Annotated in this window: 21 protein-coding genes; 7 read left to right on the forward strand and 14 right to left on the reverse strand. The window is 69.7% G+C overall.

Annotated features, from left to right (window positions below; all coding sequences use genetic code 11):
* Positions 1–165 precede the first annotated feature (165 nt).
* Both GIY23_RS19765 and GIY23_RS19770 read left to right on the forward strand, forming a co-directional pair.
* A complete protein-coding gene (locus tag GIY23_RS19765; RefSeq protein WP_154078025.1) occupies positions 166–1,620 on the forward strand; it encodes a serine/threonine-protein kinase in 1,455 nt (484 codons plus the stop codon).
* 173 nt (positions 1,621–1,793) lie between these two features.
* A complete protein-coding gene (locus GIY23_RS19770; RefSeq protein WP_154078026.1) occupies positions 1,794–3,296 on the forward strand; it encodes a serine/threonine-protein kinase in 1,503 nt (500 codons plus the stop codon).
* 195 nt (positions 3,297–3,491) lie between these two features.
* On the opposite strand, the gene GIY23_RS19775 is transcribed toward GIY23_RS19770, so the two are convergent.
* Entirely contained in the window at positions 3,492–4,397 is a 906-nt protein-coding gene (locus GIY23_RS19775) for a LysR family transcriptional regulator (protein WP_154078027.1), read from the reverse strand.
* 121 nt (positions 4,398–4,518) lie between these two features.
* Between GIY23_RS19775 and GIY23_RS19780 the strand changes: the two genes are divergently transcribed.
* A complete protein-coding gene (locus GIY23_RS19780) occupies positions 4,519–5,604 on the forward strand; it encodes a DMT family transporter (RefSeq protein WP_154078028.1) in 1,086 nt (361 codons plus the stop codon).
* On the opposite strand, the gene GIY23_RS19785 is transcribed toward GIY23_RS19780, so the two are convergent.
* The 4 genes from GIY23_RS19785 to GIY23_RS19800 all read right to left on the reverse strand — a co-directional run bounded on the left by GIY23_RS19785 (position 5,534) and on the right by GIY23_RS19800 (position 8,777).
* A complete protein-coding gene (locus GIY23_RS19785) occupies positions 5,534–6,196 on the reverse strand; it encodes a hypothetical protein (protein ID WP_154078029.1) in 663 nt (220 codons plus the stop codon). The genes GIY23_RS19780 and GIY23_RS19785 overlap by 71 nt on opposite strands.
* A gap of 146 nt (positions 6,197–6,342) precedes the next feature.
* Entirely contained in the window at positions 6,343–6,660 is a 318-nt protein-coding gene (cutA, locus tag GIY23_RS19790) for a divalent-cation tolerance protein CutA (RefSeq protein WP_154078030.1), read from the reverse strand.
* Positions 6,661–6,825: 165 nt separating this feature from the next.
* Positions 6,826–7,470, reverse strand: coding sequence for a response regulator (locus GIY23_RS19795; RefSeq protein WP_154078998.1), 645 nt, complete (start codon positions 7,468–7,470; stop codon positions 6,826–6,828).
* 71 nt (positions 7,471–7,541) lie between these two features.
* Positions 7,542–8,777 carry an ATP-binding protein gene (locus GIY23_RS19800; protein ID WP_154078031.1) on the reverse strand — a complete coding sequence of 412 codons (1,236 nt, stop codon included), beginning with the start codon at positions 8,775–8,777 and terminating at the stop codon, positions 7,542–7,544.
* A gap of 233 nt (positions 8,778–9,010) precedes the next feature.
* Here GIY23_RS19800 and GIY23_RS19805 point away from each other — a divergent pair, with 233 nt between their 5' ends.
* Both GIY23_RS19805 and GIY23_RS19810 read left to right on the forward strand, forming a co-directional pair.
* A complete protein-coding gene (locus GIY23_RS19805) occupies positions 9,011–10,231 on the forward strand; it encodes a PspC domain-containing protein (RefSeq protein WP_154078032.1) in 1,221 nt (406 codons plus the stop codon).
* Entirely contained in the window at positions 10,224–10,442 is a 219-nt protein-coding gene (locus tag GIY23_RS19810; protein ID WP_228717408.1) for a hypothetical protein, read from the forward strand. The genes GIY23_RS19805 and GIY23_RS19810 overlap by 8 nt, the downstream gene beginning before the upstream one ends.
* Before the next feature lie 70 nt (positions 10,443–10,512).
* Here GIY23_RS19810 and guaA read toward each other — a convergent pair whose 3' ends face one another.
* From guaA to guaB, 4 genes are all read right to left on the reverse strand, one after another.
* Complete coding sequence (gene guaA, locus GIY23_RS19815) at positions 10,513–12,108, reverse strand: glutamine-hydrolyzing GMP synthase (RefSeq protein WP_154078033.1); 1,596 nt, start codon at positions 12,106–12,108, stop codon at positions 10,513–10,515.
* A gap of 87 nt (positions 12,109–12,195) precedes the next feature.
* Positions 12,196–13,887 carry an FAD-dependent oxidoreductase gene (locus tag GIY23_RS19820; RefSeq protein WP_154078034.1) on the reverse strand — a complete coding sequence of 564 codons (1,692 nt, stop codon included), beginning with the start codon at positions 13,885–13,887 and terminating at the stop codon, positions 12,196–12,198.
* A gap of 304 nt (positions 13,888–14,191) precedes the next feature.
* Positions 14,192–15,322, reverse strand: coding sequence for a GuaB3 family IMP dehydrogenase-related protein (locus GIY23_RS19825; protein WP_154078035.1), 1,131 nt, complete (start codon positions 15,320–15,322; stop codon positions 14,192–14,194).
* 177 nt (positions 15,323–15,499) lie between these two features.
* Complete coding sequence (gene guaB, locus GIY23_RS19830) at positions 15,500–17,011, reverse strand: IMP dehydrogenase (RefSeq protein WP_154078036.1); 1,512 nt, start codon at positions 17,009–17,011, stop codon at positions 15,500–15,502.
* Between the two features lie 508 nt (positions 17,012–17,519).
* Between guaB and GIY23_RS19835 the strand changes: the two genes are divergently transcribed.
* Positions 17,520–17,912: a DUF5319 domain-containing protein gene (locus tag GIY23_RS19835; protein ID WP_154078037.1), complete on the forward strand. Its 393-nt coding sequence runs from the start codon at positions 17,520–17,522 to the stop codon at positions 17,910–17,912.
* A gap of 514 nt (positions 17,913–18,426) precedes the next feature.
* On the opposite strand, the gene GIY23_RS19840 is transcribed toward GIY23_RS19835, so the two are convergent.
* The 4 genes from GIY23_RS19840 to GIY23_RS19855 all read right to left on the reverse strand — a co-directional run bounded on the left by GIY23_RS19840 (position 18,427) and on the right by GIY23_RS19855 (position 22,922).
* A complete protein-coding gene (locus GIY23_RS19840) occupies positions 18,427–19,650 on the reverse strand; it encodes an anti-sigma-D factor RsdA (protein WP_154078038.1) in 1,224 nt (407 codons plus the stop codon).
* Entirely contained in the window at positions 19,651–20,223 is a 573-nt protein-coding gene (locus GIY23_RS19845) for a sigma-70 family RNA polymerase sigma factor (protein ID WP_154078039.1), read from the reverse strand. It abuts the gene before it with no gap.
* Between the two features lie 826 nt (positions 20,224–21,049).
* Positions 21,050–21,646: a response regulator transcription factor gene (locus GIY23_RS19850; RefSeq protein WP_154078040.1), complete on the reverse strand. Its 597-nt coding sequence runs from the start codon at positions 21,644–21,646 to the stop codon at positions 21,050–21,052.
* Positions 21,647–21,941: 295 nt separating this feature from the next.
* Positions 21,942–22,922: a MerR family transcriptional regulator gene (locus GIY23_RS19855; protein ID WP_407646880.1), complete on the reverse strand. Its 981-nt coding sequence runs from the start codon at positions 22,920–22,922 to the stop codon at positions 21,942–21,944.
* Positions 22,923–23,244: 322 nt separating this feature from the next.
* On the opposite strand from GIY23_RS19855, the gene GIY23_RS19860 reads away from it, so the two are divergent.
* Positions 23,245–23,547, forward strand: coding sequence for a WhiB family transcriptional regulator (locus tag GIY23_RS19860; protein ID WP_154078041.1), 303 nt, complete (start codon positions 23,245–23,247; stop codon positions 23,545–23,547).
* Positions 23,548–23,791: 244 nt separating this feature from the next.
* Here the strand turns inward: GIY23_RS19860 and groL are convergent, their stop codons facing one another.
* Positions 23,792–25,408, reverse strand: a complete 1,617-nt coding sequence (gene groL, locus GIY23_RS19865) for a chaperonin GroEL (RefSeq protein WP_154078042.1) — start codon at positions 25,406–25,408, stop codon at positions 23,792–23,794.
* Positions 25,409–25,571: the final 163 nt, after the last annotated feature.

Consider the following 25,571-nt stretch of genomic DNA (forward strand, 5'->3'; position numbering starts at 1 on the left):
ACAGGGCTGCGAGCCAACCTCGACCGTGCTGAGAACGTGTCAAAGTCGGAGGGCTGACTCGGCCTTCTGACATCCGCCGATGTCCGGCGGCAGCCAGGGTCCGGGATCGTGTGATCCCGGCACGAGGGGCCGGGCGGGCATCGAGAGCAGTACGGGGAGACGTCGGTGAGCGACGAAGGTCGCCTGGTCGCCGGACGCTACCGAGTGCAGCGACGCATCGGCAGTGGCGCGATGGGCGTGGTGTGGGAGTGTGTCGACGAACGCCTGCACCGCACGGTCGCGGTCAAGCAGTTGCTGTTGCAGCCCGGTCTCGATCCGGGTGAAGCAGAGGAAGCGCGGCAGCGGGCCATGCGGGAGGGCCGCATCGCGGCACGCCTCCAGCATCAGCACGCGATCTCGGTGTACGACGTGGCAGAGGACAACGGCCAGCCAGTTCTGGTGATGGAGTATCTGCCGTCGACGAGCCTCGCGGCGATGATGTCCGAACACGGGCCGCTGCCTCCTCGCGAAGTGGCGCGGATCGGTGCTCAGGCCGCGGCCGCGCTCGGTGCCGCCCACTCGGCGGGCGTCGTGCACCGCGACATCAAACCGGGCAACATCCTGCTCGGTGACGACGGCACGGTGAAGATCACCGACTTCGGTATCTCCCGGGCGCAGGGCGACGTGACGGTCACCAAGACCGGCATGCTCGCGGGCACGCCCGCGTACCTCTCGCCGGACGTGGCGATGGGCCAGGAGCCGACCGGTGCCTCGGACGTGTTCTCGCTCGGCGCGACGCTCTACGCGGCGATCGAGGGTCGGCCGCCGTTCGGGCTCAACGAGAACACGCTCGCGCTGCTGCACGCGGTCGCGGCAGGCCGGGTCGACCCGCCACAGACGGCGGGGCCGATGTACGAACCGCTGATGGCCATGTTGCAGGCCCGCGTCGAGGACCGTCCCGACATGGCACAGGTCCGGGACATGTGCCTGGCCGCCGCGGACGGCCAGGCGGTGACCTCGGTGCCGTCGATGGCGGCCCCGATCCCGCCCGCCTTCGACCCGAACGCGACCACCAGCGCGCCGGACCTGCAGCCGACGGCGATGGTGGGCCAGCAGCAGGACGGCACGGCGGTCGCGCAGACGCCGTACGAGGAGGACCCGTACGGCGCGGACTACGCCGACACCTCCTACATGGGCTCCGACGATCGCGGTGACGCGGCGCTGGACGCTCCACGTCGCAGCAAGCGGCCGGTCGTCCTCTCCGGTATCGCGTTGGCGGCGGTCGCGGTGATCGCGGTGCTGTTCACGTCGGCGATGCTCGGCGGGAACACCCCGCCGCCGAACACCACCGGCAACGAGCAGACCCAGGCACCGGCACCACCGCCGCCACCTCCTCCGCCGCCGGCACCGACCTCGGAGGAGACGACCACCACGACGCAGGAGACGACCACCACCGAGGAAACGACCTCGGAGGAGACGACCACCACGACCGAAGAGCCGACGACCACCACCGAGGAGCCGACGACCACGACCGAGGAGACGTCGTCCTCCGAGGAGACGACCACCACGGCACCGCCCGACGAGGGTGGCGCCGGAGCCCCCGGCGACAACGCCGGCGGTGGCTCCCAGCCGACGAGCTGAGGTCGTCCGAGTCGCGCGACACGAGGGGCCGGTGGGACACGTTCCCGCCGGCCCCTCGTCTTGCCTGGTGACGACCGGCGGACCGGTGGCTGATCGACGCCCAGTACCGTGGAGGCCGACGTGTGCGGGACGCGCCCGCACCACCGAGTCGCAGACACCGCCAGGAGTCGCCTGTGAGCGCCGAAGGACGTTTGATCGCGGGCCGGTACCGATTGCAGCAACGGATCGGTAGCGGCGCGATGGGCATCGTCTGGCGCGCGGTTGACGAACGGCTGCACCGCACGGTGGCCGTCAAGCAACTGCTGCTGCAGGCCGGCTACACGGCGGAGGAGACCGAGGAGGCCCGGCAGCGCTCGATGCGCGAAGGCCGGATCGCGGCCAGACTGCAGCATCAGAACGCGATCGTGGTCTTCGACGTCGCCGAGGACGAGGGCCAACCAGTTCTGGTGATGGAATACCTGCCCTCGCGCAGCCTCGCCTCGGTACTCGAGGAACACGGGCCGCTTCCGCCGCTGGAGGTCGCCCGGATCGGCAGCCAGGTCGCAGGGGCGTTGTCCGCCGCGCACATGGCGGGCATCGTGCATCGTGATCTCAAGCCCGGAAACATCCTGCTCGGCGACGACGGCGTCGCGAAGATCACCGACTTCGGCATCTCCCGGGCGGTCGGCGACGTCTCGGTCACCAAGAGCGGCATCCTCGCGGGCACTCCCGCCTACTTGTCTCCCGAGGTCGCGCTGGGTCGCGATCCGGCACCGGCTTCGGACGTGTTCTCGCTCGGGTCGACGCTGTACGCGGCGGTCGAGGGGCAGCCTCCGTTCGGGGTGGACGAGAACGCGATCAGCCTGCTGCACCGGGTCGCGCGTGGCGACGTGGATCCGCCGCGCCAGGCGGGCCCGATGACGGCCGCGCTGATGCAGCTGCTGCGCGCCGATCCGGTGGACCGCCCGACGATGTCGCACGCGAAGACGCTGCTGCAGTCCGTGGCGGACGGCCGTCCGGTTCCGGCTGCGGCTCCAGCGCCGGGGTGGCGTCCTCCCCCACCCGCACGTCCGGCGCCCGAAGCGGGAGGCACGCGGGTCGACATGCCCGCGAGTCGGGCCGAGTCGAGCCCGACGGACTCGCGCCGGTCGTCCCGCAAGGGGTTGCTGTTGTGGGCCGCGGCGCTGGTGGTCGCCGTGCTGATCGGGATTCTCGGTGCGAACGCCATGCGCCCGAGCGGCGCCGAGGAACAGAACGCCGCGCCGCCTCCCACGTCCGAGCCGGCGCCGCCACCTCCACCACCACCGGCACCGCCGCCGACCACCACGACCACCACGTCGCCGCCCACGACCACCACGACGACCACGGCACCGTCGTCCAGGTCGACGAGCAACAAGCTCAGCGACAAGGACCGGGAGAAGGCCGTCAAGAAGTACTTCAGCGCGGTTCCCGACGACCTCGACGCATCGTGGTCGATGCTCGGGCCCGGCCTCAAACAACAGGGCAAGAAGCGCTACGAGTCGTTCTGGGACTCCATCGACGACGTGGAGATCACCAGCGGGCCCAAGGCGAACGGCTCGAAGGTCACCGTGGGGCTGCGGTACGAGAAGGACGGCAAGAAGATTAACGAGAAGCACGTCATCGGCATGATCGAGAAGGACGGCAAGGCGCTGCTCAATTCGGACTCGCAGGCCTGAGGGGGCGCCGGGGAACTGGGGTCGGTCCTCCGGTACCTCGTGCCCGGTTGCGGGATCGCCGACATCGAGTAGCCATCTGCACCACGTCGACGCTGCCCTCACCAGCCACGGGGTGAGAACCTGCCGACGGGCCCGCGCAGTCGGCGGAAAGACCCTCGGTGCACCTGCTCCCAAACGCGCGCTGAGCCGCGGTGTTCAGCTCCGATCCTGCGTCGGCGCTGCTTCGAACAGCAGCGTGATCAAGTTCTGCACGGCGGGCTGCTCGGCGACCGTGTCGCGGACGGCGACGTAGAGCCGTCGCACCGGCTCCGGCCTGCGCACCGGGCGGACCACGACTCCGGGGTGCACCACGTCGAGTCCCAGCTCCGGCAGCAGTGACACCCCGAATCCGGCGGCGACGAAGCCCTGCGCGGCGTAGGGACTGTGCGCCTCCAGCGCGACCCGGGGACTGATTCCCGCGCAGGCGAAGGCGTCGGCGAGCGACTCGGCGCACGGCCCGTTCGTGAGGCCGCCGTGCACCCACGGCTCGTCGGCCAGCCGGGCGAGATCCACGCACGTCTCGTCCGCGCACGGGTGTCCGAGCGGCAGCACGACCCGGTAGGGCTCGTCGACGAGAGGCAGGACGCGCACACCGGGGGCGGCGGGCACGTCCCTGCCGACCACGAAGATCGCGACGTCGACTGCCGCGCTGGCCAGGTGACCGAGCACGTCGTCCTCGACGACGCTGAGGTCGAGCTGCACCTCCGGTCGGGCGGCGCGGAACTTCGCCACCGCAGGCGGCACCAGCGCCACGCTCGCGGTCTGGAAGAAGCAGACCCGCAGGGTGCCGGTGCGCCCGGCGCGGAGATCGGCGAGCTCGGTCTCTGTGGTGGTGAGCAGATCCGCGAGGTCGCTCGCCCGCTCGGCGAGCAACGTACCGGCAGCGGTGGGCCGGACTCCGCGTCCGGCCTTCTCCAGCAGCGGGATGCGCGCTTCCTTCTCGAGCGTGGCGAGCTGCTGGCTGACGGCCGACGGGGTGTAGCCGAGGTTCGTGGCGGCCGCGCTGAGCGAACCGCTGCTCACCACCGCGCGGAGAACCTGGAGACGCCGGACGTCCAACATGCGCGACACCTTACAGAGTTACTGAAACGTACGTCCACATATCATCACTTGTCCTAATCTTCGGCGGGAGGCACCGTGAGTCAGGACGCGCCACCACACCCCGCCCGAGCCTCGGAGAGCCATGAACAACCCCGCGAACTACCTCCGGTTGAGCACCCTCGCCGTGTTGTGGGGCGGCAGTTTCCTGTTCATCAAGCTCGCGCTGGAGGCGCTGTCCCCGGTGCAGATCGCCTTCACCCGCATCGCGCTCGGAGCGCTCGTACTCGTCGGGTTCTGTCTCGTCGCCCGGGTGAAGCTCGGGGGGCTGCGCACGCCCGGCGAACGCAAGGTGTGGGGCTACATCGTGCTCGCGGGACTGTTCGGCAACAGCCTCCCGTGGTTTCTGTTCGCGGAGGGCGAGCAGACCATCAGTTCCGGACTCACCGGCGTCATCAACGCCACAACTCCACTGTGGACGATTCTTTTCGGGGTGCTGGCCGGAACCGAGCGGGGACTGACCCCGGCACGCGTCACCGGGCTGTTCGTGGGATTCCTCGGCGTCCTCGTGATTCTCGCGCCGTGGCAGAGCGGCGGAGCGCTGGGCTGGGGCGCGTTGGCCTGCCTGGGCGGCGCCGCGTGTTACGGCATCTCGTTCGTCTACATCGGACGCGCGATGCGCACCGCACGGGACAACGGCACCACCCACCCGCCGATGGCGTTCGCCACCATGCAGATGCTCGCGGCGACCATGCTGTCGACGTTGACGCTGCCGGTCGGCGGACTCACCCCGGTCGGGCTCGACCCGGTCGCGCTGATCTCGGTGGCGGTGCTCGGCATCCTCGGCACCGGCTTCGCCTTCTCCGTGCAGTACCGCATCATCAGCGACGAAGGCGCGACGACGGCGTCCACGGTCACCTACCTCATTCCGATCGTGTCCGTGCTGCTCGGCTGGACGGTGCTCGGCGAACAGGTCGGCCTCCGGGTCATCGCCGGGATGGGCATCATCCTGCTCGGGGTGGCACTCGGCCGGAGCCGCCCCCCGAAGCGAGACAAGCGCAGCCGGCCCGACCCGGAGTCGGGCGCGGAGCGGACGGACACGGGGCCGTCCGACCGCGCCCGACCGGAGACCGACGGGGACACCGGCAGATGCGTCACGGTCAGCTCACCGACACACCACAGCTCTCGGGATTCGTCTCCATCACCGGGTCCTCACGAGGAACGTCGTTGAACTCCGCGCGGTGCGTCTCGGTCGCCACACCGTTGTCGACGAGGTAGGACACGCGTTCGCCACTGAACAGCGGCGTGTCGTCCGGGGTCGAGGTGACGTGCGCGGTCACGCTGACCAGCTCGCGGGTGCCGGTGTGGTCGTCCAGGCAGCTGTAGCCGGAGTTCCCGGAGACGCCCCCGCCCTCGAAGAGCTTCAGCGGCGCACCATCCTCAGTGGACACTGATCGGATCCCGGACGCCGGGTCGTAGTCCCGGACGTTGAACGTGAGTGTGTTGGCGCCGACGTACTCGGTGACGATCACCTCGTGACTGCCGTCGAGGTTCACGTCCGTGGGACGCGGCTTCTGCAACGGGAACGAAGCGTTGCCCGGGTACGTCGTGTCGATCTGCTCGCCGGCCAGGCCGAAGATCAACGCGTGGGTGTCCTCGCTGACTTCACGCAGCGTCACCCCGTCCGCCCTGCCGTCCCCGTCGACATCGGCCTTGACGGTGTGTTCTTCGAACTCGTCGCCCTGCGCGGCGGCGATCCCCGGCGTGATCAGCAACGTCCCGGCGAACCCGACGGCTACGAGCTTTCCAGCCTTCCCCAGCATCGGCACCCCCCTGGTGTTCGTCGGGCGGGAGGGCTTTCCTCCTGCCCGGAGCCCTCTCGGACTCACAGGGAAGACGCCTCCGGGAGAAGCGGGGTTGCCACTCGGCCGTGGGTAGCCGTTCGACGAGCGGCCACCGCGCGTGGCGTTCAGGCCCGAGTCTCCTCGGCCACCCACGACAGGTAGGCGGGATTACCGCCCTCGACGGGCAGGACGATGATCTCCGGCACGTCGTACTCGTGCTGCTCGTTGAGGTGTGCGACGAGTTCGTCCACCCGTGCGGCCGAGGTCTTGATCTGCAACTGCCACTCCGGGTCGTCCTGTACCGCGCCGTCCCACCGGTAGAAGCTCCGGATCGGCACGACCTGCACGCACGCTCCGCCGCGCACCTCCACGATGCTGCGGGCCAGCGCAGCGGCGGACTCCTCGGAATCGGTGGTCGTGACCACCTGCACGAATTCACCCATACCACCGACCATATCCACAGGCGCCGCAGGCGCTGTCACCCACGCACGTGGTCGGCAGCGTGAGCCTTTTTGGTGGCTCTGGGCACCAAAAAGGCTCACGCCACGCACGCGCCCAGCCACCCCGAGCCGAGCAGTCGCACCCGAGCCGAGCAGTCGCGCCGGGGGTCAGACGAGGCGGCGGTCGGAGGCCCAGCGGGAGAGTTCGTAGCGGTTCGACAGCTGCGTCTTGCGCAGCACGCTCGACACGTGCGTCTCGACGGTCTTCACCGAGATGAACAGCTCGGAGGCGATCTCCTTGTAGGCGTAGCCGCGCGCGAGCAGTCGCAACACGTCGCGTTCGCGCGGCGTGAGCAGGTCGAGTTCGGGGTCGCCGACCGGTGCCGCGTCGGGCCCTTCGGAGAACGCGTCGAGAACGAATCCAGCCAGCCGCGGCGAGAACACCGGGTCACCAGCGGAGACGCGGACGATAGCGTCGGCGAGTTCACGTCCGGAGATCGTCTTGGTGACGTAGCCCCTGGCGCCGCCGCGGATGACCGCGATGACGTCCTCGGCCGCGTCGGAGACCGACAGGGCGAGGAACACGACGTCGGGTTGCTCGGGCCGCACCCGGCGGAGCACTTCGGCTCCACCGCCGTCGGGCATGTGCACGTCCAGGAGCACGACGGTCGGCCGGTAGTGGTGGATGCCGGCGACCGCTTCGCCGACGGAGCCGGCCTCGCCGACGATCTCGACGTCGTCGGAGGCACCGGCCAGTTCGGCGCGCACGCCGGTCCGGAACAGCGCGTGGTCGTCGACGAGGAACACCCGCACCGGGTGTTCGGCCGCGTCCCCGTCGGTCTCCTCGCCGCTCGTGGTGTTCTGGTCGTTCGAGTCGTCGCTGGTCACCGAACGCCTCCCTCACGCTTGCCCGCGTCGCGGGGCATCTCCAACTGCACTTCGGTTCCGGCTCCGGGCGACGTCCGCACCCGAACCTGCCCCCCGTTGCGTTCCATCCTGCCTCGGATCGAGTCCGCGAGCCCGTGCCGGTCGTCGGGCACCTCGTCCTGGTCGAAACCGGCGCCCCGGTCGCGGACGAAGACGCACACCCGCTCGGCCTCGACTTCGGCGTAGACGCTGACGTCGCCGACCCCGGCGTGTTTGGCCGCGTTGACGAGGGCTTCCCTGGTCGCGGCGAGTTGGGCCGCGAGGCGCTCGTCGAGCTCGCAGTCGCCGACGACGACCTGCTGCACCTTGATCGCGAAGCTGTCCTCGACCTCGCCGCACAGGCTGCCCAGCCGGGCGGCGAGTGTCTCGGACAGAGCCTCGCGGGACGCGGCGTCGAGGGAACCGCTGCGCCCGTAGCCGTCGGGCCCGTACAGCCACGTCCGTAACTCCCGTTCCTGGCCACGGGCGAGCCTGCCGACCTCACGCGGTGAGTCGGACTGCTTCTGGATGAGTGCGAGCGTCTGCAGCACCGAGTCGTGCAGGTGTGCGGCGATCTCCGCACGTTCCTGCGTCCGGATGCGGGCGGAGCGTTCCACGTTGAGGTCGCGGACGAGCCGCATCCACCACGGCACGGTGAGCACCATCAGGCCGACGAGGCTCGCCAGCAGCGCCACGACGGTGAACTGCAGGTCACCGAGGGTGGCGTTGCCCACAAGGAACGCCACGATGCCCGCGATCACCAGCGCCGCACCGGCCAGCACCCGCACGAGCGGTCCGCGTCCGGCGCCGCCGAAGAGCGCGTCGGCCATGCCGGTGCGGGCGCCGCGCCGCCACCGCACCCGCTGTGACTCGTCGGCCTCGCGCCACACCACGGCGCCGCCGACGAGCACGACCGCGACGGGTGCGGTCAGCCATGCCGGAAGGGCACTGATCGTGAACACCGCGACCGCGAGCCCGATGCCGAGCACGAGCAGCCCGAACCCCTGCTGCCGTTCCTTCTCGCTGGCGGGTGTGCGCGGCTCGGCGGCCTGCGGGACGAACATCCACAGCAGCGCGTAGGCGATGACACCGACGCCCCCGAAGGACGCCAGGACCGCGAACATCGCACGCACCCACAACACCGGCACCGACAGGTGGTCGGCGATGCCGACGGAGACCCCCGCGACGACATGGCCGGACCGCTGCCGGTACATCTTCGGCTCGTCCGGCCGCGCCGTCGCGGGGTGCGACGGCCGTGGCGGAGCCGCGGAAGCAGGTGCCGACCGAGGCGACGTGCGCCTGCTCTCGCGTTTCACCCGTGCACTCACAGCATCGATACTCACACTCTGCCACGGATCACGACATCGGGGACCGACCCCGGCGTTTCCGGGCGGACTCAGGGACGACCCTGATGTTCCGGCTGCCGCGCACTCGGATAGTAGGAGTCATGAACGAGAGCTCCAAGTCCTCCGCCCTGGGCGGCATCGAGGACACGGCACGAGACTTCTGGGCGACGCGCCCGGTCCGGCCCCGCGAGGGCGGCAAGATCGGTGGCGTCTGTGTCGCCCTCGGGCGCCGGTACGGCGTGGACCCGGTCCTGTTGCGGGTCGCGTTCGCCGTCGGCGCATTCTATGGCGGCGCGGGTCTGCTGCTGTACCTGCTGGGATGGCTGGTGCTGCCGAAGGAGGCCGAGGCGTCCGACGGCAGGGCGCACCGCCCGACGTCCACGCCGGTCGTGGTGTTCATCCTGTGCATGCTGCTTCCGCTGTCGTTCATCGTGTGGGACTTCGCGGGCCTTCTCGGCCTGCTCGCCGGCGTCACGGGCCTCTACCTGCTGCACCGGCACCGGAGCGAGAAGCAGGCGGCGGTCGACACGTCGAGCCCACAGGCGACGACGACCGACGCCCCCACCGGACACACCTGGGTCTATCCGGGAACCCGGACGGCGGAACCGGAGCCGGAGGAACAGTTCGAGCGCCGTGATCCGCCGGCGTGGGACCCGCTCGGTGCCGCACCGTTCGCCTGGGACCTGCCGGAACCCGGCGCACCGGAACCGGAGCCCGAACCCGAGCCGCCGGTACGGCGTTCGGTGACGCTGGTGACGGTCGGTCTCGCGATGCTCGCAGGCGGCGTGGGTTTCGCCGTCGGCATGGCGCCCGCCGCCGCACTCGCCACCGCGCTCGGCGTCCTGGGGCTCGGCATGGTCGCCGGGGCGTTCCTGCGCGGAGGACGCGGGCTCATCGGATTCGCGGTTCCGGTCGCCGTACTGGCCGTGGCGTTCAGCCTGCTGCCGACCGGCCCGTGGCGCGGCGTCAGCGACACCGTGGTGGAACCGACGACCGTGCAGGAGGTGCGGCCGAGCTACGAGGCCTCCGTCGGCAACATCGAGCTGCACCTCGACGGACTGCCACTCTCGCCGGACGGGGCCCCATTGCGCACGAGCGCGAACGTGGGCCTGGGCAACATCAGCGTCTACGTGCCCGAGAACGTCGACTTGCAGGTCACCTGCTCCGCCGACCGTGGCCACGTGGACTGCCTCGGCAGCGAACGCGGCGGCCGGGACCTCCGGGAGTCCGCCGAGGACCTCGGCGCGGACGGCCCGGGTGGCGGGCGCATGAACCTCGAGCTGGAAGTCGGCACCGGCAACGTGGAGGTGCATCGTGTCTGACGAGACCACCGTGTCCGACGGGGCGAGGACGAGCCGGTCGGCCCCGAAACGCAGGACCGACATACCGCTGCTGGTGGCCGGGCTGTGCACGCTGACGGTCTCGGCCTACGTCTTCGTCGACGGCAGCTGGGACGTGCAGTGGTTGCTGGCGCTGGCAGCGGTCGTGCTCGGCGTCGGCATGCTCGTCGCGTCGCTACGGCCCCGCCGGTAAGAGGGCATTCGAGAACCGGGGCGGCGGTACTGGACGACCTACCCCAGTTCCACCATGCGTTCCGACCGCCTCACTCCCACTCGATGGTGCCCGGCGGCTTCGACGTCACGTCGAGCGTGACCCGGTTGATCTCCGAGACCTCGTTGGTGATGCGGGTGGAGATGCGCTCCAGCACGTCGTAGGGCAACCGGGTCCAGTCGGCGGTCATCGCGTCCTCGCTCGACACCGGCCGCAGCACCACCGGGTGGCCGTAGGTACGCCCGTCACCCTGCACCCCCACCGAACGGACGTCGGCGAGCAGCACCACGGGGCACTGCCAGATGTCGCGATCGAGGCCGGCGGCGGTGAGCTCCTCCCGCGCGATGGCGTCGGCCGCGCGCAGGGTGTCCAGCCGCTGCTGGGTGACCTCGCCGATGACGCGGATGCCGAGACCGGGGCCGGGGAACGGCTGGCGGTGCACGATCGTCTCCGGCAGCCCGAGTTCCAGCCCGACCCGGCGCACCTCGTCCTTGAACAGTGCGCGGAGCGGTTCGACCAGCTGGAACTGCAGGTCTTCCGGCAAGCCGCCGACGTTGTGGTGGCTCTTGATGTTCGCCGTCCCGGTGCCGCCGCCGGACTCCACGACGTCGGGATACAGCGTGCCCTGCACCAGGAAGTCGATGTGTTCGCCGGCGGCGCCCGCCTCCTCCTGGAGGTCGCGCGCGGCCTGCTCGAACACGCGGATGAACTCGCGTCCGATGATTTTGCGCTTCTCCTCGGGGTCGGTGACCCCGCTGAGCGCGTCGACGAACCGGTCGACGGCGTCCACCGTCACCAGCCGGACCCCGGTGGCGGCGACGAAATCACGCTCGACCTGGGCGCGTTCGCCCGCACGCAGCAGGCCGTGATCGACGAACACGCAGGTGAGCTGCGTACCGACGGCCTTGTTCACCAGTGCCGCCGCGACCGCCGAGTCGACCCCTCCGGACAGACCGCAGATCGCTCGGCCCGAACCGATCTGCTCGCGCAGCGCCGCGACGGTGTCGTCCACGATCGACGCGGTGGTCCACTGCGGACGGATACCGGCGATGTCGTGCAGGAACCGCCGCAGCACCTCTTGGCCGTGCGGGGAGTGCGCCACCTCGGGGTGGTACTGCACCCCTGCGAGCCTGCGGTCGACGTCCTCGATCGCCGCGACCGGAGTGTCCGTGCTGCCCGCCGTCACGGCGAAACCCTCGGGAGCCTTGCTGACCGAGTCTCCGTGGCTCATCCACACCGGGTGGTGGCCGGGCATGTCCTCGTGCAGCACCCCGCCGTCACCGGCGATCCCGAGTTCGGTGCGCCCGTACTCGCGGGTGCCGGTGTTCTCGACCGTGCCACCGAGCGAGCGCACCATCGCCTGGAAGCCGTAGCAGATGCCGAACGTCGGCACGCCCGTCTCGAACAGCGCCGGGTCCGTCTGCGGCGCACCGTCGGCGTACACGCTCGACGGGCCGCCGGAGAGGATCAGCGCCGCCGGATCCCGCTCCAGCAGCTGCTCGACCGGCGTGTCGTGCGGCACCACCTCGGAGTACACCTGCGTCTCCCGCACCCGGCGGGCGATGAGCTGCGCGTACTGGGCGCCGTAGTCGAGCACCAGGACGGGCCCCTGGCCGGGCCGGGTCGTGCGGTCAGCGGTACCGGACACGGTGACGAAACCTCCAGGCTCGAACGGTCACCGCATTGTCCCAGGTAACCGAGCCCACACCGGCGCTACCCCTCGGCGCGGGCGTCGTCAGCCCAATGCGGCCGGCGCGTCGGACGGAACCGCGGGGGCGCTCGGGCGGACCGGTTCGACGCGCCGGTAGTCCTGCGATTGCGCGGCGCGCGGGTCCGGCTCGCCCTTGTTCGGCCACAGCGCGAAGGCGCGTTCCGCCTGCGCGGTGATCGTCAGCGACGGGTTCACGCCGAGGTTCGCCGTGATCGCCGAACCATCCACAATGGACAGATTCGGGTGCCCCCACGCCCGGTGGTACGGGTCGATGACTCCGGCATCCGAGGTGCTGCTGATGGGACAGCCGCCGATGAAATGGGCCGTCATCGGCATGTCGAACAGTTCGCTCCAGCTCCCGCCCGCGGTACCGTCGATCTTGTCCGCGACCCGGCGAGCGGCTTCCTCCCCCGGCGGGATCCACGTCGGGTTCGGCGACCCGTGGCCCTGCTCGGAGGTCAGGCGCTTGCCGAACGGACCCTTGCGCAGCTTCGTGTTCAGGGAGTTGTCGAGGCTCTGCATCACCAGCAGGATCACGGTGCGCTCGCTCCACTTCCGCACCGAGAGCATCTTCAGGAACGTCACCGGCTGCTGCCGGAACAGCGTGAGCAGCTGTTTCCAGCGCGGCGTGTCCGTTCCGCCCTGCGTCTGCAAGGTCTGCAACAGCCCCATCGCGTTCGAGCCCCTGCCGTAGCGGACCGGTTCGATGTGGGTGTCCTCGTCCGGGTGGAACGAGGACGTGATCGCGACACCCTCGCTGAAGTTGCGGTCCGGGTCGACCTTCATGGCCTGCGCGCCGATGATCGCCTCGGAGTTCGTGCGCGTCAGCTGACCGAGTTTCGGCGACAACCGCGGCAGGTCACCGTTGTCCCGGGCACGGTGCAGCAGGTTCTGCGTTCCCCACGTACCCGCCGCGACGACCACGTGGTCGGCGGTGAACGTGCGCGCGCCCTTCCGGAACTTCGCCCCGGTGCGCTTCGTGCGCACCCGCCAACGCGCGCCGGAGTCCTCGGACATGCCGGTCACCGTCGTCATCGGAAAGACTTCCGCGCCCTGCTGCTCGGCGAGATACAAATAGTTCTTGACCAGCGTGTTCTTCGCGCCGACCCGGCAGCCCGTCATGCACGCGCCGCACTCGGTGCAGCCGGTACGCGACGGCCCGGCACCACCGAAGTACGGGTCTGCGACGTCCTCACCCGGCTTGCCGAAGTACACCCCGACCGGCGTCGGGTGGTAGCTCTCGCCGACACCCATGTCCTCGGCGACGCTCTTCATCGCGACGTCGGAGGGGGTGACCAGCGGGTTCGTCACCACCCCGAGCATCCGGCTCGCCTGGTCGTAGTGCGGACCGAGTTCGTCCTCCCAGTCGGTGATGTGCGCCCACTGCCGATCGGTGTAGAACGGCTTGAGCGGCCGGTACAGCGTGTTCGCGTACACCAGCGACCCGCCGCCGACACCCGACCCGGCCAGGATCAGGCAGTCGCGGAGCAGGTGGATCCGCTGGATCCCGTAGCAACCGGCGTGCGGTGCCCACAGGAACCGGCGCAGATCCCACGAGGTCTTCGCGAACTCGTCGTCCTCGAACCGCCTGCCCGCTTCGAGCACGGCCACGCGGTACCCCTTCTCCGTGAGCCGGAGCGCGGCGACGCTGCCTCCGAAACCGGATCCGATCACCACGACGTCGTAGTCCGCGACCTTGCCCTGCCCAAGCGCCATGCGCGCCACGGTAGCCGCAACTACTCGCCAGTAGCTAGTCCCTGTATCCGAGCGATCCTGCCTCCGCGCGGCACGCGTTCATTCTCGGGCGGCGAGGGCTGTGGTCGGGAACACGGAGCCGACACTTGTCGCCGCCACGTACGCAGCCTGACCACCCGCGGGTTCTCAGCGCCCTCCTCGCGAGGACAGCGAGTTCGCCGCGTAGGTCGCTACTCAAGAAATCGATCCCGCAGCGAGGAGGGCGCTGAGGTTCCGTCACCCGACCACCCACGCAAAGCACCCCGCACACCCTCCTATCCACGGGTCAGCTGCGGAGCATGAGACCGACCTTCTGGAACTCCTTGAGCTCCGAATACCCGGTCTTCGCCATCGCCCGGCGCAGCGCGCCGAACAGGTTCAACGTGCCGTACGGGTCGCTGGACGGCCCGAACAGCAACTGCCGCAGGTCCGCACCGGAACTCGCGAAGCCGACGATCTCGCTGCGCGGGAGGTTCGGGTGCGCCGCCGCGGAAGTCCAGTAGTAACCCTGCGCCGGCGCTTCCGAGGTTTCCGTCAAAGCCTCGCCGAGCATCACCGCGTCCGCCCCACAGGCGATCGCCTTCGCGATGTCACCCGAGTACGACAGGCCACCGTCGGCGAGGACGTGCACGTACCGGCCGCCGGTCTCGTCGAGGTAGTCGCGGCGCGCGGCAGCGGCGTCGGCGATCGCGGTCGCCATCGGCACGCCGATGCCGAGGACCTGCGTCGTCGTCGCGGAGCGGGACTGGCCGAACCCGACGATCACCCCGGCCGCGCCGGTGCGCATGAGGTGCATCGCGGTGCGGTAGTCCCCGACACCGCCCGCGATGACGGGCGTGTCGAGCTCGTTGATGAAGTTCTTCAGGTTCAGCGGCTCACCGTCGCGCGCCACGTGCTCGGCGGAGATGATGGTGCCCTGCACGACGAGAACCTCGACGCCCGCGGCCAGTAGGTCCGGGGTGAGCTCCTCGGCGTGCTGCGGGCTGACCCGTGCGGCGACCGTGACTCCGGAATCCTTGATCTGCCCGACGGCTTTCGCCATCAGGTCCTTGCGCAGCGGAGCCGCGTGCAGCTCCTGCAGCAGTTTCAGCGCTGCCTCGCCGTCGGGCTCGTCCTCGGCGGTGCGCACGACGCGCAGCAGCTGCTCCTCGACGTTCTCGTGGCGGGCCCACAGCCCCTCGGCGTTGAGCACGCCCAGACCCCCGAGCTGGCCGACCCGCACCGCCGTACTCGGCGAGACCACGGCGTCGGTCGGGTGCGTCACGAGCGGAATGTCGAAGCGGTAGGCGTCGATCTGCCACGACAACGACACGTCCTGCGACGACCGGGTGCGCCGGGACGGCACGATCTCGACGTCGTCCAGGTCGTAGCCCCGCATCGCGGTCCGACCCATGCCGATCTCCACCAGGTCGCGCACGTCCGCAGTCCTCTCTCGCACCGTTCACAGCTCGGTCGGCCGCACCGCGGTCGCCCGACACGACATTGTCGCCACCCTCGCTCGCCCGCGGACACTCGGGGTCGACGAGGCGAGCGGCACGTTCACCTCGTCTCGTGAGGCGAGAGTGCCGTTCGCCTCATTCGTCGTGGGGCGGTGTCACCGGGACGTGTAGTTCGGGGCCTCGACGGTCATCGTGATGTCGTGCGGGTGCGACTCCTTGAGGCCCGCCGCCGTGACCCGCACCAGGTGCGCGTTCTGCAGTTCGGCGATGGTGCGCGAGCCGGTGTAGCCCATGCCGGAGCGCAGCCCGCCGACGAGCTGATCGACGACCTGTGACAGCGGCCCTCGATACGGGACCCGTCCCTCGATGCCCTCGGGAACCAGCTTGTCCTCGGAGAGGACGTCGTCCTGGAAGTAGCGGTCCTTGGAGTACGAATGCCCCTGGCCGCGCGTCTGCATCGCGCCGAGGGAACCCATTCCGCGGTAGACCTTGAACTGCTTGCCGTTGACGAAGACGAGGTCTCCGGGGGACTCGGCGGTACCCGCGAGCAGGCTGCCGAGCATCACGGTGCTGGCGCCCGCGGCGATGGCCTTGCCGATGTCGCCGGAGTACTGGATGCCGCCGTCACCGATGATCGGCACCCCGGCGGGCCTGCAGGCCTGATCCGCCTCGTAGATCGCGCTGATCTGCGGCACACCGACGCCCGCGACGACACGAGTGGTGCAGATGGAACCGGGACCGACTCCGACCTTCACCGCGTCGGCGCCCGCGTCGACGAGAGCCTGCGCGCCCGCATTGGTGGCGACGTTGCCTCCGACCACGTCGACCGAGTGGCCGAGTTCCTTCTTCAGGGTGGCGACCGTGTCGGCGACGCCCTGCGAGTGTCCGTGCGCGGTGTCGACGACGAGCACGTCCACCCCGGCGTCGACGAGCGCCATGGCTCGCTCGTGCGAGTCGGCTCCGACACCGACCGCGGCGCCGCAGAGCAGCCTGCCGTCGGGGTCCTTGCTGGCGTTGGGGTACTGCTCGGTCTTGACGAAGTCCTTGACCGTGATGAGCCCGCGCAGTTTGCCCGCGCCGTCCACGATCGGCAGCTTCTCGATCTTGTGCCTGCGCAGCAGCCCCAGCGCCGCGTCGGCGGTCACTCCGACCTGGGCCGTCACCAACGGAGTGGGCGTCATGACCTCCCGCACCCGCTTGGTGTGGTCGACCTCGAACCGCATGTCGCGGTTGGTGATGATGCCGGCCAAGCTGCCGTCCGGAGCGGTCACCGGGACACCGGAGATCCGGAACCGGGCACACAAGGCGTCGGCTTCGGCGAGAGTGTCCTCCGGCGCACACGTCACCGGATCGGTGACCATGCCCGCCTCGGACCGTTTGACGACCTCGACCTGCGAGGCCTGTTCCTCCACCGGGAGGTTGCGTTGCAGGATCCCGACCCCACCCATGCGGGCCATGGCGATGGCCATGCGCGCCTCGGTGACGGTGTCCATGGCCGCCGAGAGCAAGGGCGAACCGACTCGGACATTCCGCGAGAGCATCGTGGACGTGTCGACGCCACTGGGAATGACGTCGGAGGCGTCCGGCAGCAGCAGGACGTCGTCGAAGGTGAGTCCGAGGGTCGCGAACTTGGCTGGGAGGTTGGGTGCGGTGAGTTCGCTGGTCATGAGGAGCGAAAGTGCCTTTCCTTCACGCTTCGGGAACCGAAGGGCGGAATCGGCCGGACCGGCCGTCGACGAGGCACTCCACGTCCGGGCGCGACCGCTGGGGTGGGGGTTGCCCACATGATACGGGCTCGACGGCCGCCCCCTCCGGCTCCCTGAACAACGGGTCTGCGCGGGTTGAACTGCGTGGGTAGCCCGGTAGCGGAACAACACACCGGCCTGATGCGTCAGAGAGTGCGGATTGAGGCGGTGGCCAGCCAGAATGCACCGACGTTCTTCTCCCCACGTACGCAGCTCGACCACCCGCGGGTTCTCACGCCCTCCTCGCTGCGGGAGTCGATCGTTTTCCGTCGCGTACGTAGACCGGCCGACAGCGGGTTCTCAGCCGCGAGCTGAGGTTCCGCCACGCAACCACCCACGCAGACCAACCCGCGTACCCACCAAGTCGGTTCGGACACACCGAGACGCCCCGCACCATGACTGCGCCACGTCACACCGGTACCGTGCTGGCGTGCCGCACGATCGACTGCCCCCGGACCCGTTCGCGGGCGACCCGGACGACCCGAGCATGGCGCTCGGCGACACCGAGCCCGAGCACGACGCTCCGCTCGGCGACGACGAACGCGCCGAACTGCTCGCGGACCTCACTGATCTGGCCGTCTACCAGGCGTTGCTGGAACCGCGTGGGGTGCGCGGCATCGTCGTCGACTGCGGCGACTGCCAGGAACCGCACTACCACGACTGGGAGCTGTTGCGGTCCAGCCTGGAACAGCTGCTCCAGAACGGCAGCATGCGACCGCACGAACCCGCGTTCGCCCCGGAACCCGGCGACTACGTCACGTGGGAGTACTGCCGCGGGTTCGCGGACGCCGTCACCGAGTTCGAAAACCACAGCAGCCGCTAAACGCCCGCGGCGCAGTCTGCTCCGATCGGCGCATCACCTCGGACAAGAGTTCGCCCCGGCCGCTGACGGCCGGGGCGAACTTTCTCTGTCACGGTCACCGGTGCTGTCAGCGTGCGTGCTTCGCTGTTCACACGGAGGATGCGCCGAGCGGTTTCTCAGCGCCTCCGCAGACCAGCCCCACGGGCGGGTTCTCACCCTGCGACCGGCGAGGACAGCGTCGACGTGGTGGAGGTGGCTCCATGACGTCGACGATCCCGCAGCCGGCCGCCGGATGAGGTTCCGCGCGCGCCCTCTGCGAGGGCATTGTGGAACTGAGGTCGGTGGTCCGGTACCGGCGCCCCAGTTCCCGCCTCGCGGCGTTGGGGTCCTCGTGAGTACCAGGCCGTACGCGGCGAGAACCCCTGCCTTGCGAGGCACGAACTCCGAACGACGGAGCCCCTCACTTTTCTGCGGCTGGGCACGTATGAGGCGTGCCCTATGGGCACCAAGAACAGTTCCCCAATGCCCTCTGATGTCAGCGGGACGACGTCTCGTTCTGCGGGAACAGACCCGATCCCGGATCACTCCAGGTCGTGCCTTCCTCGGTCGACTCGTCCGGACTCGGCGAGGGCTCGTCGCTCGGCGACGTCGTCGTCTCCGTCGGCGGGTTCGTCGTACCGGGCGAGGTCGTCGGCGCGTCCGACGGCGGCTCCGGCGGCATCGACGGCGACGGTTGCGAGCTCGGCGGCAGATTCGGCCGCTCCTGCTCGGTCGTCGACGAGGTCGTGGAGCTGTCGACACCGCTTCCGGGGTGCCGGTCGAACTTCGCGGACAGCGACTCGTGCGCGGCCCGCAGATCCGAGAATCCGTGGTCGGGGTCGACGTTCTGGATCCGGTCGTTGGCGCGGCTGAGCGCGGCCGCGGCTTCCTGCCGCTGGCCGTTGTCCCAGGCCGCGCTCGCCTCGTCCAGCTGCATCTGGGCCAGGTTCGCGGCCTGCGCGGCGCGGGCGTGATCGGTGTAGAGGACCTTCGCCACCCCCCACAGCATGTCGCCGGGCAGTGCGTCCTTGGCGGCCAGGCCGACGCCGGTGAAGGCGATCATGAGCACGGCGGCGGCACTGGCGACCGGCACGAGGTGCCAGTGCCTGCGGCGACGCCGGGCCGGGCGCTTGGCCTGCTCGATGGTCGAGGCCGCGGTGTCGACGTCCACGAGTTCGCCGATCGGCGTGGCATCGACATCGCGCCGCCAGGACACCAGCAACGCTTCCAGGGTCGGACCCGACCGTTGCGCCGACTCGGAGGCGTCGACATCCGGGTCGGTGCCACCGAGTGCGGTGAGCAACGCGTCATCGGACTGCAACGCGGCGAGGTCCACGTGCTCGGCGTCCTCGTCGGAGTCGTCGAGGTCCAAGTCGTCGAGGTCGGAGTCGTCGTCGACGTCGGTGTTCCGCGCAGCCCGATCCGGAAACGGGACGACGTCGGCGTGCGTCGCGTCGGCCGCGTCCGCCGTTTCACCGTGCTGTGCGGCGTCGGTTCCGGCAGAATCGGAACCCGGTTCGGTTTCCACGTCGGCGGGTCCCTCGTCGGCACCCGTTCCGGCGTGATCGTTGTCAGCCCGGTCGTTGTCGCTCAGCTCGGATCCCTCGCCTGCCGTGGCGGGGTCGACCCGCTCTCCGTCACCGCGCGAAGGGTCGCCCGCACGGTCGGACCCGACGGGGTCGCGTTCGGACCCCTCGCCGGGGCCGCGTTGCTCGACCATTCAGACCACCTCCTCCGCGGACAGCGTCTTGCGCAGCCGGGCAAGCGCGCGGTGTTGTGCCACGCGCACCGCCCCCGGGGTCGACCCGACCGCTTCGGCCGTTTCTTCCGCGGACAGCCCGACGACCACCCGGAGCAGCAGGATTTCCCGCTGCTTGGCCGGGAGAACGCGCAACAGCTGCGCCATCCTGCCCGATAGCTCACCCTGCAACGCCCGCTGCTCAGGACCGGCGTCGGATTCCGGAGTGTCCGGAAGGTCCGCCGTCGGCTCGGAGCGGTTACGGGCGGATGCACGATGCGCATCAGCCACCTTGTGTGCCGCGATGCCGTACACGAACGCCAAGAAGGGGCGACCCTGATCCCGGTAGTTGGGCAACGCCGTGAGTACAGCGAGGCACACTTCCTGGGCCACGTCGTCCGCCGAAGCGAACGAACGCTCGTGTCGTCCCACCCTGGCGCGGCAGTACCGCACCACCAAAGGACGGATTTCCGCCAGCAAGCGCTCGATCGACTGGCGGTCGCCGTCGACGGCGGCGCTCACTAAAGCGTCCAGCCCGTCCCCCGCATCGGTCATCGCAGACAACAGCCCTGGTGTTACGCGTTCACGCGACTCGGACAAGCCCGGCACGCGCCGCGTGCATGACCGCACGCCGGACCGCGCCCACAGTACCGGGGCGAGACGGGTCATCGAACGGGGACTGGAGTCGGTGGCCGGGGATCCTCACCCATCCACACTTACCAGACACCGGCCGCGGCTCCCTTTTTCGAGGCCAGGGCACGAAAACGAGCGCGACTCCTGACACGAAGACGATCATGCGCGGGTGCGTGCGAGACCAGGACGAAGGCCGCGGATGCTCGTCGGCCGGAGCCGGAAACGTGGTCGCGAGAGCGGAGGAACCGGACGAAAACTGGGTGACGTGTCGCTCGTCACGCCCCTTGATCGCGGACGCGACCGTCGCGGAAATCACCTCAGCGCGGATGGTGGAACTTGGGTAAGTGGTCCATGACCGGCGTCCCCGTTCGCGTCTCGCTGCGTTGGACCCCTCTTGAGTGCCAGGAGTACGCGGCGAGAACCCCTGCCTTGCGAGGTACGAGCTCCGAACGCCGGAGCCCCTCACCCTGCGCACGCTGAGCACGGGAGAGGCGCGCCCTACGGGCACACATGACAGTTCCGAAACGCTCTGTCACGGTGCGCGTCGGACGCTCGCGCGGGAAACGCCACTCGTGCGGCGCTCGACGAGTTCCTCGCACCGGCCGCATCCACGAACAGCCGACGCGCACCCACGGTGGAAGTGACCGGGCTCGCGTTGACCGCATCCGCATGGGACCGGGCAACGCGAGACAGAGCCCCCACGCCGGGGGCTCGATCGTCACCGCACCGGAAGGTTCATCGTGCGCCCTCAGGCGACCAGGCCGCGCCGGAACCCGTGCGCCACCGCCTGCGCCCGGTCCCGGACGCCGAGCTTGCGGAACAGCCGCCGCGCGTGGGTCTTCACGGTGTCCTCGGGGAGATAGAGCTCGCGGCCGATCTGACCGTTGCTCTTGCCCTGGGCCATGCCGCGCAGCACCTGCAGCTCGCGCTCGGTGAGCTGGACACCCGGGTCGGACGGTTGCCGCGGGGCAGGGACCGAGGTGCTCGCCAGCGTGTGTGCCAGTGCGGCGACCAGTTCCGGCCGCGAGGCGTCCCACCGCAAGTAGCCGCGAGCGCCGCCCGCGATGGCAGCCGCGATACTGCCCGCGTCGTCGGGCGCGCCGAAGACGATCACGTTCGCCTGGGGATGCGCCGAGACGAGACGCCGCGTCGCCTCGACACCGTTGGGCACCGCTCGCTGGGTGCCGACCAGCACGACATCGACCGCCTGCCGTGAGTAACGGGCGAGCAACTCATCACCGTGGGCGACACAGTCGATCCGGCTCACTCCGGGGACCGCTGACATCACACGGGTGAGACCTTCCCGGACGCTGCGTCGGTCGTCGCAGATCAAGACCGTCGTCACGGGAACTCCTTTCCTACAGGTGAGTGACGTTCCACTTCCCCTATCGGACGCCGCGCGCAGAACCTTGACACGATCCGGTGGCAAATCCCTGCTGAACACTCGACTCGCCCGAGTAGTTCCAGATTCACCGGAACGGAGCAAGCTGCCGAATCCGATGTCACCTACTGGGTGGTAGCTCTCCGTTGAAGCTGTTACCAGCGAACTTCACCCGTTCGCGCCAGTTTCAACAACGAACCGTGGGACGGAACGAGGAGCCGAAGTGATCGAGAAAACCCGTAGTGTGATGTCGGTCACATCAGCTGGGCCGTTGCTCCCCGAGCGCGACCGTCGAGAGGCGTTCCACCGCACGATCGAGTGGGCCGAGCAGCTCCACCTGAGCGGGCAACGACTCGGCAGCCCAGCCGCCGCCCGCGGCGAACGCCCGGACCCGGCGACGCGTGCTGTGTACGCCGGCGACCAACTGCGGCGAGGCGTAGCTGGCCTGCTCCGACCACACCACCACGGCGACCGGCACGCAGCGGCGGACAGCCGCGTCCAGACCTTCGGGCTGCAGCGCCGGCCCGAACAGTCGGTGCCCGACCCCCTGCGTCGCCAACGCCGCCGCGAGTGCGATCAACTCGAGCTCCTGCACTTCACCGGGAACGGAGGCGAGCAGCACCGGACGTGAGTTGCTCGGCGCGGGCGCCGACGCGAGCACCGCGCGCAACGCCGTCGAGACGCTGTCCACGAGTAGCTGGACCACTTCGGCCCCGGAACCCGTGCGCTGCCGGCGCTCGACGACGGCCCGCAGCACCGGCTGCACCACCTCGAGCCACGTGGTCGCGACTCCCTCCGCCTCGATCGACTCGATCATGAGGTGCTGCGCCGACCACGAATCCAGCCCGAGCACCGCACTGCCGAGTCCTCGCGCACGGGGACCGGCGCCTGCGAGGCGGAGACCGCGACCGCCGCGGGACCCGGCGACCTCGATCGGCCGGTCGGAGCCCGACAGCACACCGGACTGCAGCACCGGTTCGGCATCCCCGCCTGCCGGGACGGCGGGTTCCGGCGCGCTCGACGCGGGCGGAGCAGTCGTACTCCGCGCGTAGCGAGCCGCTTCGGCAGGCGAGGCACCGCGCAACAGCGCCCGCTGCATGTGTTCCAGCCTCGCGATGTCCTCGGACCCGTACCGGCGGTGACGCCCCGTGGTGTGGTCGCTGGGCCCGAGGCCGTAGCGGCGGTCCCAGGTGCGCAGCGTCGCCGGGGCGACGCCGAGGCGGCGAGCGACCGCAGCCACGGTGAGTTTCGGCTCATCCGCCTGGGGGTAGTCGACCGCCTCGGAACCCTGCTCGTCGGCCTTCCCCAGTGGTGCGCCGGTGGCTGCGGAGTCGTCCTGGCTCTGCACAGGTTCCGGCCGTGTCGTCACGCAACCATGTTCCGGCTCTGATCGTGAACCGGCAACCCGATCGGCGAGTGACGACACGGATCACCCCATGGTGGACAACGAGTGACGCGAAAGGGGTTGAACAAGGTCTGACTCGGTTCTACCGTGGATCATGCGAGGCCACGACGATCGTCGTGGCAGGAGGGGATCCACCGCGTGGGAGGTGGTTGTCGCAATGGCTGACACTCGACGTCTACCGGGACCGAACGCCGATATCTGGGATTGGCAGATACGGGGCTCCTGTCGGGGAATGGACAGCACCTACTTCTTCCATCCGGACGGCGAACGGGGACCTGCCCGCGCCCGGCGGGAGATGAAGGCGAAAGAGGTGTGTCAGCGCTGCCCGGTGCTCGACCAATGCCGACGGCACGCCCTGGCTGTTCAGGAGCCGTACGGAATTTGGGGCGGACTCTCCGAGTCCGAACGGGAAATGCTGATCAAGTCTCGTAAGCGCAGGGTGGCGACGGTCGCTGTCTGAGGAGCCACCGGCTCTCGCAGGGATCACGAGCAACAGGCGCCGCCGGTCCGGCGAGCGGGTGGAATGACTACGAGGGGCGTCATTCGACCGGCACGGATCACCGGCGGAGAGAAGAATTCGGGGCGGCACCGTCGACGGTGCCGCCCCGAATTCGTGTCCTGCTCACTGACCGCGCGGATGAGGGTCTGGTCGGGCACGGCGTGCCGACGGGCTGCAGTCCACGCGCCCTGCTTCGGGCCGAAGGTCAGTGCCCGTGGCCGTGGCCTTGCCCGGACTCGTCGTCCTCTTCCTCCGGCTTCTCGACCACGGCGCTCTCGGTGGTGAGCACCATGCGCGCGATCGAGGCCGCGTTGGCGACCGCGGACCGGGTCACCTTCAGCGGGTCGACCACACCGGGCCGCTGCAAGTCGCCGAACTCGAGAGTCGAGGCGTTGAAGCCCGACCCCCACTCAAGGTCACGAACCTTCGAGACCACGACCGCACCTTCCTGGCCCGCGTTGGACGCGATCCAGAACAGCGGAGCCTCCAGTGCCTTGCGGACCAGCCGCACGCCGGTCGCCTCGTCGCCGGTGCTGCCGAGGTCGCCGTCGAGCACCTTCGCCGCGTGGATCAAGCTCGAGCCACCGCCGGGCACACTGCCCTCCTCGGCCGCGGCCTTCGACGCGGCGACCGCGTCCTCGATCCGGGACTTGCGCTCCTTGAGCTCGGTCTCGGTGGCGGCACCGACCTTGATCACCGCAACGCCGCCGGCGAGCTTGGCGAGCCGCTCGTTGAGCTTCTCGCGGTCCCAGTCGGAGTCGCTGGCCTCGGCCTCCTTGCGGATCTGCTCCGCACGGGCGCGCACCTCGGACTGGTCACCCTTACCGTCCACGAGGGTGGTGTCGTCCTTGGTGACCGTGACGCGGCGGACGCCGCCGAGCACCTCGGGCCCGACCTCGGAGAGCTTGAGGCCGACCTCCTCGGCGATGACCTGACCGCCGGTGACGACCGCGAGGTCGTCCATGAAGGCCTTGCGGCGGTCGCCGAAGAACGGCGCCTTGACGACGACGACCCGCAGCGTCTTGCGGATGGCGTTGACGACCAGCGTCGACAGCGCCTCCCCTTCGACGTCCTCGGCGACGATCAGCAGCGGCTTGCCGTTGTTGGCGATCTTCTCCAACAGCGGCAGCAGTTCCTGCACAGCGGAGATCTTCTCGCGGTGCAGCAGGACCTGCGCGTCCTCCAGGACGGCTTCCTGGCGCTCGGCGTCGGTGACGAAGTACGGCGAGACGAAGCCCTTGTCGAACTGGACACCCTCGGTGACCTCGAGTTCGGTAGCCAGCGTCGAGGACTCCTCGATGGAGACGACGCCGTCGTCGCCAACCCGCTCCATCGCCTCACCGACGAGGGCGCCGATCGAGTCGTCCCGGGAGGAGACGGTCGCGATCTGCGCGATGCCGTCCTTGCCCTTGACCGGGGTGGACTTCGACTTCAGCTCCTCGACGACCGCGTCGGTGGCCTTCTGGATGCCCGCGCCCAGCGAAGCCGGGTTCGCACCGGCGGCGAGGTTGCGCAAGCCCTCCTTGACCAAGGATTGCGCGAGCACGGTGGCCGTGGTGGTGCCGTCGCCCGCGACGTCGTTGGTCTTGGTCGCGACGTTCTTCGCGAGCTGGGCGCCCAGGTTCTCGTACGGGTCGTCCAGCTCGATGTCGCGCGCGATGGTCACACCGTCGTTGGTGATGTTCGGGCCGCCGAACTGCTTGTCCAGTACGACGTGCCGCCCCCGCGGCCCGAGGGTGACCTTCACCGCGTCGGCGAGTTGGTTGACGCCGCGCTCGAGTGCGCGACGAGCCTCCTCGTCGAAAGTGATCTGCTTAGCCATGTTTCAACAGCCCTTCAGCATGGATGCGAGGAACCGGGTGTGCTCACCGGTTCCACAGCGAAACGCCCCGGGGTCCCGGTGTGGGACCGCCGGGGCGGTTGAGCTCACGGCCCGCCGGAAAACGGGCCGGTCACACACGAGCCCGTCCCCGACGGGCCGGTGA

The organism is Allosaccharopolyspora coralli (assembly GCF_009664835.1).
GTDB classification, from domain to species: Bacteria; Actinomycetota; Actinomycetes; order Mycobacteriales; family Pseudonocardiaceae; genus Allosaccharopolyspora; species Allosaccharopolyspora coralli.